General features: G+C 67.7%; 9 protein-coding genes. All 9 read right to left on the reverse strand.

From position 1 onward, the window contains the following. Positions 1–55: 55 nt before the first annotated feature. Positions 56–358, reverse strand: a complete 303-nt coding sequence (rplW, locus tag Mco01_RS25150; protein ID WP_036328524.1) for a 50S ribosomal protein L23 — start codon at positions 356–358, stop codon at positions 56–58. After that, positions 358–1,008, reverse strand: a complete 651-nt coding sequence (gene rplD, locus Mco01_RS25155; RefSeq protein ID WP_204059341.1) for a 50S ribosomal protein L4 — start codon at positions 1,006–1,008, stop codon at positions 358–360. The genes rplW and rplD overlap by 1 nt, the downstream gene beginning before the upstream one ends. Further along, positions 1,005–1,661, reverse strand: a complete 657-nt coding sequence (gene rplC, locus Mco01_RS25160) for a 50S ribosomal protein L3 (RefSeq protein WP_036328529.1) — start codon at positions 1,659–1,661, stop codon at positions 1,005–1,007. Before rplC ends, rplD begins: the two co-directional genes overlap by 4 nt. 13 nt (positions 1,662–1,674) lie before the next feature. Next, positions 1,675–1,983: a 30S ribosomal protein S10 gene (gene rpsJ, locus Mco01_RS25165; RefSeq protein WP_012887830.1), complete on the reverse strand. Its 309-nt coding sequence runs from the start codon at positions 1,981–1,983 to the stop codon at positions 1,675–1,677. 229 nt (positions 1,984–2,212) lie between these two features. Continuing rightward, complete coding sequence (gene tuf / locus Mco01_RS25170) at positions 2,213–3,406, reverse strand: elongation factor Tu (protein WP_036328531.1); 1,194 nt, start codon at positions 3,404–3,406, stop codon at positions 2,213–2,215. A 99-nt stretch (positions 3,407–3,505) separates the two neighbouring features. Beyond that, a complete protein-coding gene (gene fusA, locus Mco01_RS25175) occupies positions 3,506–5,554 on the reverse strand; it encodes an elongation factor G (RefSeq protein ID WP_239103896.1) in 2,049 nt (682 codons plus the stop codon). An 84-nt stretch (positions 5,555–5,638) separates the two neighbouring features. Next, the gene (gene rpsG, locus Mco01_RS25180; RefSeq protein ID WP_204059343.1) at positions 5,639–6,109 is read right to left on the reverse strand and encodes a 30S ribosomal protein S7; all 471 of its coding nucleotides are present in this window, start codon (positions 6,107–6,109) and stop codon (positions 5,639–5,641) included. Between the two features lies 1 nt (position 6,110). Then, positions 6,111–6,485: a 30S ribosomal protein S12 gene (rpsL, locus tag Mco01_RS25185; RefSeq protein ID WP_030508316.1), complete on the reverse strand. Its 375-nt coding sequence runs from the start codon at positions 6,483–6,485 to the stop codon at positions 6,111–6,113. Positions 6,486–7,056: 571 nt separating this feature from the next. Beyond that, positions 7,057–10,932 (reverse strand): DNA-directed RNA polymerase subunit beta', encoded by a 3,876-nt coding sequence (locus Mco01_RS25190; RefSeq protein WP_204059344.1) that lies wholly within the window; start codon positions 10,930–10,932, stop codon positions 7,057–7,059. Between the last annotated feature and the right edge of the window lie 19 nt (positions 10,933–10,951).

Raw genomic sequence — 10,951 nt, forward strand, 5'->3', positions numbered from 1 at the left:
CGGGCCGGGACCCTCGGCTGGGCCGGGGTCCCGCGTCCCCGCGTACGGCGCTGGGTCAGCCGACCTGGCCGAAGATGTCGATCCGCTCGCCCTCGGCGAGGCTCACGATCGCGCGCTTGGTGTCCGGGCGCTGACCGTAACCGTGCCGGGTCCGCTTGCGCTTGCCCTGCCGGTTGATCGTGTTGACCCCGGTCACCTTGACGCCGAAGATCTGCTCGACGGCGATCTTCACCTGCGTCTTGTTGGCACCCTTGCGCACCAGGAAGGTGTACTTGTTGTGCTCATCGATCAGGCCGTAGCTCTTCTCGGAGACGATCGGCTTGAGGATGATGTCGCGCGGGTCGGCGATCTTCTGCATCAGGCCTCTTCCTTCCCGCTGTCGCCCAGACGGGCCACGACCTGGTCGTACGCCTCACGGGTGAAGACCACGTCGTCGTAGCACAGCACGTCGTAGGTGTTCAGCTGGCCCGAGTCCAGGAGGTGGACCTCAGGCGCGTTGCGCAGGCTCAGCCAGGTCAGCTCGTCGGCCTCGTCGACCACGACGAGCACGCTGGCGGCCTGCGTGACCTTACGGAGGGCGTCAAGGGCCGCCTTGGTCTTCGCCGTCTCACCGGTGACCAGGGCGCTCACCACGTGCACCCGCCCGCCGTTGGCCCGGTCGGACAGGGCGCCGCGCAGCGCGGCGGCCTTCATCTTCTTGGGCGTCCGCTGCTCGTAGCTGCGGGGCTGCGGGCCATGGACGGTGCCACCGCCGGCGAACTGCGGCGCGCGGGTCGAGCCCTGACGGGCGCGGCCGGTGCCCTTCTGCCGGTACGGCTTCTTGCCGCCGCCGGAGACGGCGCCGCGGGTCTTCGTCGCGTGGGTGCCCTGCCGGCGGGCGGCAAGCTGGGCCACGACGACCTGGTGGATCAGCGGCACGTTGACCTTGGCGCCGAAGATCTCCTCCGGCAGGTCGACGGTCCCCGTCTTGGCGCCGCTGGCGTCGAGGACGTCAATGGTCGTGCTCATTTGGCGGCGACCCCCTTCTTGGCGGCGGTGCGGAGGAGGACAAGGCTGCCGTTGGCGCCGGGAATCGCACCCTTGATCAGGATGAGGTTCTTCTCGACGTCGACGGAGTGGACCTTGAGGCTCTGGACCGTGGTGCGGACGTTGCCCATGCGGCCCGCCATGCGCAGGCCCTTGAAGACGCGTCCAGGGGTGGCGCAGCCGCCGATGGAGCCGGGCGAGCGGTGCTTGCGCTGGGTACCGTGCGAAGCGCCCAGACCACGGAAGTTGTGGCGCTTCATGACACCCGCGAAGCCCTTGCCCTTGCTCTTGCCGGTGACGTCCACGTACTGCCCGGCCTCGAAGGCGTCGGCCAGGATCTCCTGGCCCAGGGTGTACTCGGAGGCGTCGTCGGTGCGGACCTCGGCGAAGTAACGGCGCGGGGTGATGTCGTGCTTGCGCAGGTAGTCACCCAGGGGCTTGTTGACCTTGCGCGGGTCAACCTGGCCGAACCCGATCTGCACGGCCGAGTAGCCGTCCTTCTCGGAGGTGCGGACCCGGGTCACCACGCACGGACCGGCCTCGACCACGGTGACCGGGACCACCCGGTTCGCCTCGTCGAAGACCTGGGTCATGCCGAGCTTCTTGCCCAGGACGCCCTTGATCTGCTTAGCCATGTCAGTGCGTTCCTTAGAGCTTGATCGAGATGTCGACGCCGGCCGGCAGGTCGAGACGCATGAGCGAGTCGACCGTCTTGGGCGTCGGGTCGATGATGTCAATCAGCCGCTTGTGGGTGCGCATCTCAAAGTGCTCGCGGCTGTCCTTGTACTTGTGCGGCGACCGGATCACGCAGTACACGTTCTTCTCGGTCGGCAGCGGCACCGGGCCAGCGACCTTGGCGCCGGTCCGCGTCACCGTCTCGACGATCTTCTTGGCCGAGCTGTCGATGACCTCGTGGTCATACGCCTTAAGCCGGATGCGGATCTTCTGTCCCGCCATAATGGCCTCGGTGTCCTTCGCTGTCGTCCTATTAAGCTTCGTGCGGCCCATTGCCGCTTTTCGGTCCCGTGGACCGGCGGTTCTCCGTGATCTGGCAGTGGCTTCGGTCATACCGCGGCCGAAAGCACTGCGAGATCACGGTTTCGCCGTCCACGGAGGAGCCGTTCCCGGCCCCGCGCGGTGCGGCGGTCAGGCCCTGTGCGGGCCCGACCGCCGCCTCGCGGTGCTGCTACTTGATGATCTTGGTGACGCGACCGGCGCCGACGGTGCGGCCGCCCTCACGGATCGCGAACTTCAGACCCTCTTCCATGGCGATCGGCTGGATGAGCTGGACGGTCATCTCGGTGTTGTCACCGGGCATGACCATCTCGGTGCCCTCCGGCAGGTTCACCACGCCCGTCACGTCAGTCGTACGGAAGTAGAACTGAGGACGGTAGTTGTTGAAGAACGGCGTGTGGCGGCCGCCCTCGTCCTTGGACAGGATGTAGACCTGCGCCTCGAACTCGGTGTGCGGGGTCGTCGTGCCCGGCTTGATGACACACTGGCCGCGCTCGACGTCCTCGCGCTTGATGCCGCGCAGGAGCAGACCGACGTTGTCGCCGGCCTGGCCCTCGTCGAGGAGCTTGCGGAACATCTCGACGCCGGTGACGGTCGTCGTGGTGCTCTTCTCCTTGATGCCGATGATGTCGACGGTCTCGTTGACCTTGACGACACCGCGCTCGATACGGCCGGTGACGACGGTGCCGCGACCGGTGATCGAGAACACGTCCTCGATCGGCATGAGGAACGGCTTGTCGGTGTCACGAACGGGCTCGGGGACGTTCTCGTCCACGGCGTTCATGAGCTCGATGATGGAGTCGCCCCACTTCTCGTCGCCCTCGAGCGCCTTGAGCGCCGAGACGCGCACGACCGGCAGGTCGTCGCCCGGGAACTCCTGGGCGGACAGCAGCTCGCGGACCTCGAGCTCGACGAGCTCCAGGATCTCCTCGTCGTCGACCATGTCGGCCTTGTTGAGGGCCACGACGATGTAGGGGACGCCGACCTGGCGGGCCAGGAGGACGTGCTCCTTCGTCTGCGGCATCGGGCCGTCGGTCGCCGCGACCACCAGGATCGCGCCGTCCATCTGCGCGGCACCGGTGATCATGTTCTTCACGTAGTCGGCGTGACCGGGGCAGTCCACGTGGGCGTAGTGGCGCTTCTCGGTCTGGTACTCGACGTGCGCGATGGAGATGGTGATTCCGCGAGCCTTCTCCTCGGGCGCCTTGTCGATCTTGTCGAACGGGGTCGCCTCGTTGAGCTGCGGGAAACGGTCGTGAAGCACCTTGGTGATCGCCGCGGTCAGAGTGGTCTTGCCGTGGTCGATGTGCCCAATGGTGCCGATGTTCACGTGCGGCTTGTTCCGCTCGAACTTGGCCTTGGCCACTGGTCTGTCTCCTTAGAGATTCTGACTTGACTTGCGTCTTGCAACTCAGGCTCCGTACGGCGGGACGCCCGGGGGCGCCCCGACGTACGGCGAGCGGAACTACTCGCCCCTAGCCTTCGCGACGATCTCCTTGGCGATGCCCGGGGGCACCTCCGAGTAGGAGTCGAACTGCATGCTGTAGCTCGCCCGTCCCTGAGTACGGCTGCGAAGGTCGCCCACGTAGCCGAACATCTCAGAGAGCGGAACGAGCGCCCTGATGACACGGGCGCCGGACCGTTCGTCCATTGCCTGGATCTGCCCGCGACGACCGTTGAGGTCGCCGATGACGTCTCCCATGTAGTCCTCGGGCGTGGTGACCTCGACGGCCATCATCGGCTCGAGGAGTACGGCGTCCGCCTTGCGCGCGGCCTCCTTGAAGGCCATCGAGCCGGCGATCTTGAAGGCCATTTCCGACGAGTCGACCTCGTGGAACGCGCCGTCCTGAAGCGTGACCTTGACGCCGACCATCGGGTAGCCGGCGAGCACGCCGAACTCGGCCGCCTCCTGCGCGCCCGCGTCGACCGACGGGATGTACTCCCGCGGGATGCGGCCACCGGTGACCTTGTTCTGGAACTCGTAGCCGTCGTTGCCCTCGCCCAGCGGCTCCAGGTCGATGATCACGCGCGCGAACTGGCCGGAACCACCGGTCTGCTTCTTGTGCGTGTACTCGACCTTCTCCACCTTGCGGCGGATGGTCTCGCGGTAGGCGACCTGCGGGCGGCCGACGTTGGCCTCGACCTTGAACTCGCGGCGCATGCGGTCGACGAGGATCTCCAGGTGGAGCTCGCCCATGCCCCAGATGACCGTCTGACCGGTCTCCTCGTCACGGCGGACCTGGAAGGACGGGTCCTCCTCGGCCAGCCGCTGGATCGCGGTGCCCAGCTTCTCCTGGTCGCCCTTGGTCTTGGGCTCGATCGCGACGTTGATGACCGGCGCGGGGAACGTCATCGACTCGAGGACGACCTGCTTGGTCGGGTCCGAGAGGGTGTCACCGGTGGTGGTGTCCTTCAGGCCCATGACGGCCACGATCTGACCAGCGATCGCGCTCGGGCGCTCCTCGCGCTTGTTCGCGTGCATCTGGTAGATCTTGCCGATCCGCTCCTTCTTGCCCTTCACCGAGTTCACCACAGTGGTGCCGGTCTCGAGCGTTCCGGAGTAGATGCGGATGTAGGTCAGCTTGCCCAGGTGCGGGTCGCTCATGATCTTGAACGCCAGCGCCGCGAACGGCTCGTTCGGGTCCGGGTGACGCTCGACGACCTGCTCCTCGTTGCCCACCGCGTGGCCCTTGAAGGCCGGGATGTCGGTGGGGGCGGGGAGGTAGGCGACGATCGCGTCGAGCAGGGGCTGGACGCCCTTGTTCTTGAACGCCGTGCCGCACAGGACCGGGTTGATCGCACCGATGATCGTCGCCCGCCGGAGGGCGGCGACGAGCTGCTCCTCGGTGGGCTCGACGCCCTCCAGGAAGAGCTCCATGAGCTCGTCGTCGTTCTCGGCGACCGTCTCGACGAGCTTGTCGCGCCACTCGCGGGCCGCGTCGGCGTGGTCGGCCGGGATGTCGACGGTGTCGTACATCTCGCCCTTGGCCGCCTCGGCGCTCCAGATGAGGCCCTTCATCTTCACCAGGTCGATGACGCCCTTGAAGTCGGCCTCGACGCCCCAGGGAAGCTGGATGACCGCCGGCGTGGAGTTCAGCCGGTTGATCATCATGTCGACGCAGCGGTGGAACTCCGCGCCGACCCGGTCCATCTTGTTCACGAAGCAGATCCGCGGCACGCCGTACCGGTCGGCCTGGCGCCACACCGTCTCCGACTGCGGCTCCACACCCGCGACGCCGTCGAACACGGCGACCGCGCCGTCGAGGACGCGCAGCGACCGCTCGACCTCGATGGTGAAGTCGACGTGGCCGGGCGTGTCGATGATGTTGATGGTGTGCCCGAGCCACTCACAGGTCGTCGCGGCGGACGTGATCGTGATGCCGCGCTCCTGCTCCTGCTCCATCCAGTCCATCGTGGCGGCGCCCTCGTGGACTTCACCGATCTTGTAGTTGATGCCGGTGTAGAACAGGATGCGCTCGGTCGTCGTGGTCTTGCCCGCGTCGATATGGGCCATGATCCCGATGTTGCGGACCTTGGCAAGGTCAAGAGCGGTCGTGGTGGCCACTTCTTCGCGTCCTTAACTCGTCGTCGGTGCTCACTACCAGCGGTAGTGGGCGAAGGCCTTGTTGGACTCGGCCATCTTGTGCGTGTCCTCGCGCCGCTTGACGCTGGCGCCGAGGCCGTTGCTCGCGTCGAGCAGCTCGTTCATGAGCCGCTCGGTCATGGTCTTCTCGCGGCGCGCCCGCGCGTACTGCACGATCCACCGCAGGGCCAGGGTGGTGCTGCGAGCGGCGCGCACCTCGACCGGCACCTGGTAGGTGGCGCCGCCGACGCGGCGGCTGCGCACCTCGAGGGTGGGCTTGACGTTGTCGAGCGCGCGCTTGAGGGTGACGACCGGGTCGTTGCCGGTCTTGTCCTTGCAGCCCTCGAGGGCGCCGTAGACGATCGACTGCGCGATGGAGCGCTTGCCGTCCAGGAGAACCTTGTTGATCAGAGCGGTGACCAGCGGCGAGTTGTGCACCGGGTCAGCGACCAGCTGGCGGCGGCCAGGGGAACCCTTGCGCGGCATGTCAGCTCTTCTCCTTCTTGGCGCCGTAACGGCTGCGGGCCTGCTTGCGGTTGCGGACCGCCTGCGTGTCCAGCGAACCGCGGATGATCTTGTAGCGAACACCCGGCAGGTCCTTCACACGACCACCGCGCACCAGCACCATCGAGTGCTCCTGGAGGTTGTGGCCCACACCGGGGATGTAAGCCGTGACCTCGATGCCGTTGGTGAGCCGAACACGCGCCACCTTGCGGAGCGCCGAGTTGGGCTTCTTGGGGGTGGTCGTGTACACGCGGGTGCAAACGCCGCGCCGCTGCGGGCTCCCCTTGAGGGCAGGAGTCTTGGTCTTACTGACCTTGTCCTGCCGGCCCTTGCGGACCAACTGCTGAATGGTGGGCACCGCGTCTCCGTTTCGTGCCTAGCCGGTGATACGTGGGTTCCTGATCCAGGCGGCGAGCCGCCCGTCTCAGGTCATGCTTTCGCAGGTGCTGCCGGTGTCATGACCTGCTGGTTGTCTGTCTCCTTCGACCCCCGCGCTCGGGCGTGTCGTGTGCTCTTCGCACCACACCCGGGCGGACCTGGGCCGATCTGGAGGAGTCACGTGCGCCCCCCACCCCTCCACGAGGGAGGATTACCGGGCACACACGCGTCAGCCCGCATGTGCGGGCACGAGCGACAAGCGTACCCGCCCCTGCACGACGCGTCAAAACGGCGGGCAAGCCCTTGGGGGGCGCTCGCCGTAGGTCGACGTCATCCGGGACCGGTAGCCCTCCGGTCGCCTTCCATCATACCGAGGGCGAGGGCGTGACCCGGCCGCTTTCGGTCCGCGCGCGTCCACGAGAGGTCTGGGGGCCGGATCTCGCGCACGGCGTCCACGAGAGGATCCGGGGGCCGCGGAACGGGAAGCGGCCCCGGGCGGGTGCCCGGGGCCGCTTCGTCGACCTGTGCGGCGGTCGCCCGCCGCGGCACGGCTACCGGCCGTACTGGCCGAAGTCGTACTCCTCCAGCGGGACGGCCTCGCCACTGCCCGAGCCGAACGTGTAGTCCGACGCGGAGCCGTCGTAGCCGCCGACCGTGTACATCGCGGCCTTGGCCTCCTCGGTCGGCTCGACCCGGATGTTGCGGTACTGGGGCATGCCCGTACCGGCCGGGATGAGCTTACCGATGATGACGTTCTCCTTGAGGCCGAGCAGCGAGTCCGACTTGGCGTGGATGGCCGCGTCGGTGAGAACCCGCGTCGTCTCCTGGAAGGACGCCGCCGACAGCCACGACTCGGTGGCGAGCGAGGCCTTGGTGATGCCCATCAGGACCGGACGGCCGGAGGCCGGCTGGCCGCCCTCCGCCACCGTCTGCCGGTTCATGGCCTCGAAGCGCGGCCGCTCGACCAGCTCGCCGGGCAGCAGCTCGGTGTCGCCGGACTCCAGCACGTTCACGCGCTTGAGCATCTGCCGGACGATGACCTCGATGTGCTTGTCGTGGATCGACACACCCTGCGAGCGGTAGACCTGCTGCACCTCGTCCACCAGGTGGAGCTGGACGGCACGCGGGCCGAGGATGCGCAGCACCTCGTTGGGGTTGCGCGCACCCGCGACCAGCAGCTGGCCGACGTCGACGCGCTGGCCCTCGGAGACGAGGAGCCGCGAGCGCATCGACACCGGGTAGGCCACCTCGTCGGCGCCGTCGTCCGGAGTGATGACGATCTTGCGGGTCTTGTCGGTCTCGTCGATCCGCACCCGTCCGGCGACCTCGCTGATCGGGGCGACACCCTTGGGGATGCGCGCCTCGAACAGCTCCTGGACACGCGGCAGACCGTGGGTGATGTCGGCGCCCGCCACACCACCGGTGTGGAAGGTCCGCATCGTCAGCTGCGTGCCGGGCTCGCCGATGGACTGGGCGGCGATGATGCCGACGGCCTCGCCGACGTCCACGAGCTTGCCGGTCGCCAGCGAGCGGCCGTAGCAGGTCGCGCAGACACCGATCTTGGCCTCGCACACCAGCGTGCTGCGGGTCCTGACCGTCTCGATGCCGGCGTTCACCAGCGCCGTCACGACGTCGTCGTTGATGTCGACGCCCGCCGACGCGACGAGCTTGCCGTCCACCTCGACGTCCTCGGCCAGGATGCGGCCGTGCACGTTGCTCTCGGCGTTCTCGGCCTTCACCAGGGTGCCCTGCGCGTCGCGCTCGCCGACGTGCAGCGGGACGGCCCGGTCGGTGCCGCAGTCGATCTCGCGCACGATGACGTCCTGCGCGACGTCGACCAGACGACGGGTCAGGTAGCCGGAGTCGGCGGTCCGCAGAGCGGTGTCCGCCAGACCCTTCCGCTGGCCGTGGGTCGAGATGAAGTACTCCAGCACCGACAGGCCCTCGCGGAAGGAGGACTTGATCGGCCGCGGGATCGTCTCACCCTTGGTGTTGGACACCAGGCCGCGGATACCGGCGATCTGCCGGACCTGCATCTTGTTGCCGCGGGCGCCGGAGTTGACCATCATCCAGACCGGGTTGGTCGCCGGGAATGCGTTGACCATGTCGGTCTCGACGTCCGCGGTCGCGTGGGTCCAGATCTCGATGAGCTCCTGACGGCGCTCCTCGTCGGTGATCAGACCCCGGTCGTACTCGCGCTGCACCTTGTCGGCCCGCCGCTCGTACGACTCCATGATCGCGGCCTTGTTCGGCGGCGCGACGACGTCCTCGATCGAGATCGTGACGCCGGCGCGGGTCGCCCAGTAGAAGCCGGCGTCCTTGAGCGCGTCGAGGGCGTTGGCGACCTCCACCTTCGGGTAACGCTCGGCCAGCTCGTTGACGATCGCCGAGAGCTGCTTCTTGCCGACCTGGTAGTTCACGAAGGGGTAGTTGTCCGGCAGCGTCTGGTTGAACAGGCACCGGCCCAGCGTGGTCTCCAGCCGGAACGGCTCGCCCGACTCCCAGCCCTCGGGGCCCTCCCAGCCGCGCGGCGGCGGGACGTCCTTGAGGCGGACCTGGATCTTGGCCTGGATGTCCAGCTCGTGGCGGTCGTGGGCCATGAGGGCCTCCGACACCGTGGTGAACACCCGGCCCTCGCCGGCGCCGCCCTCCTTCTGGGTGGTCAGCCAGTACAGACCGATGACCATGTCCTGGGTGGGCATCGTCACCGGCTTGCCGTCGGCCGGCTTGAGGATGTTGTTGGTGGACAGCATCAGGATCCGCGCCTCGGCCTGCGCCTCGGCGGACAGCGGCAGGTGCACCGCCATCTGGTCGCCGTCGAAGTCCGCGTTGAACGCGGTGCAGACGAGCGGGTGGATCTGGATGGCCTTGCCCTCGACCAGCTGCGGCTCGAAGGCCTGGATGCCCAGGCGGTGCAGCGTGGGCGCGCGGTTGAGCAGCACCGGGTGCTCGGTGATGACCTCTTCCAGCACGTCCCACACGACCGGCTTGGACCGCTCGACCATCCGCTTGGCGGACTTGATGTTCTGCGCGTGGTTGAGGTCGACCAGGCGCTTCATCACGAACGGCTTGAACAGCTCCAGCGCCATCTGCTTGGGCAGGCCGCACTGGTGCAGCTTGAGCTGCGGGCCGACCACGATGACCGAACGGCCGGAGTAGTCGACGCGCTTGCCCAGCAGGTTCTGCCGGAAGCGGCCCTGCTTGCCCTTGAGCATGTCGCTGAGCGACTTCAGCGGGCGGTTGCCGGGGCCCGTGACCGGGCGGCCGCGGCGGCCGTTGTCGAACAGCGCGTCGACGGCCTCCTGGAGCATCCGCTTCTCGTTGTTCACGATGATCTCGGGCGCGCCGAGGTCGAGCAGACGCTTGAGCCGGTTGTTCCGGTTGATGACCCGGCGGTACAGGTCGTTCAGGTCGGAGGTCGCGAACCGGCCACCGTCGAGCTGCACCATCGGGCGCAGGTCCGGCGGGATGACCGGGATGCAGTCGAGCACCATGCCGCTCGGCGAGTTCCGCGTGTTGAGGAACGCCGCCACGACCTTGAGCCGCTTGAGGGCGCGGGCCTTCTTCTGGCCCTTGCCGCTGCGGATGGTCTCGCGCAGGTTCTCGGCCTCGGCCTCCAGGTCGAAGCTGTTCAGCCGCTCCTGGATGGCCTGGGCGCCCATTCCGCCGCGGAAGTAGCGGCCGAAGCGGTCGCGCATCTCGCGGTAGAGCAGCTCGTCGCCCTCGAGGTCCTGGACCTTGAGGTTCTTGAAGCGGCTCCAGACCTCCTCGAGCCGGTCCAGCTCGCGCTGGGCGCGGTCGCGCAGCTGCCGCATCTCGCGGTCGGCGCCCTCCCGCACCTTGCGGCGCTGGTCGCCCTTGGCACCGGCGGCCTCCAGCTCGGCCAGGTCGGCCTCGAGCTTCTTCTGGCGGGCCTCGATGTCCGCGTCACGGCGCTGCTCGACGTGCTGCCGCTCGACGGAGATCTTCGCCTCCAGCGACGGCAGGTCGCGGTCACGCATCTCGGCGTCGACATGCGTGATCATGTACGCCGCGAAGTAGATGACCTTCTCCAGGTCCTTCGGGGCGAGGTCGAGCAGGTACCCCAGGCGGGACGGGACGCCCTTGAAGTACCAGATGTGGGTGACGGGAGCGGCCAGCTCGATGTGGCCCATCCGCTCGCGGCGCACCTTGGCGCGCGTGACCTCGACGCCACAGCGCTCACAGATGATGCCCTTGAAGCGGACGCGCTTGTACTTGCCGCAGTAGCACTCCCAGTCGCGGGTCGGACCGAAGATCTTCTCGCAGAAGAGCCCGTCCTTCTCCGGCTTGAGGGTTCGGTAGTTGATGGTCTCCGGCTTCTTCACCTCGCCGTGCGACCACTGCCGAATGTCGTCGGCGGTCGCGAGGCCGATGCGCAGCTCGTCGAAGAAGTTGACGTCGAGCACTAGTTAATCCCCTTTTTGA

This window comes from Microbispora corallina, assembly GCF_016863035.1.
GTDB classification, from domain to species: domain Bacteria; phylum Actinomycetota; class Actinomycetes; order Streptosporangiales; family Streptosporangiaceae; genus Microbispora; species Microbispora corallina.

Excerpts from the sequence above, each read along its gene's own strand:
- rplW (WP_036328524.1), bottom strand. The coding sequence starts at position 358 with ATGCAGAAGATCGCCGACCCGCGCGACATCATCCTCAAGCCGATCGTC.
- rplD (WP_204059341.1), bottom strand. The coding sequence starts at position 1,008 with ATGAGCACGACCATTGACGTCCTCGACGCCAGCGGCGCCAAGACGGGG.
- rplC (WP_036328529.1), bottom strand. The coding sequence starts at position 1,661 with ATGGCTAAGCAGATCAAGGGCGTCCTGGGCAAGAAGCTCGGCATGACC.
- rpsJ (WP_012887830.1), bottom strand. The coding sequence starts at position 1,983 with ATGGCGGGACAGAAGATCCGCATCCGGCTTAAGGCGTATGACCACGAG.
- fusA (WP_239103896.1), bottom strand. The coding sequence starts at position 5,554 with ATGGCCCATATCGACGCGGGCAAGACCACGACGACCGAGCGCATCCTG.
- rpsG (WP_204059343.1), bottom strand. The coding sequence starts at position 6,109 with ATGCCGCGCAAGGGTTCCCCTGGCCGCCGCCAGCTGGTCGCTGACCCG.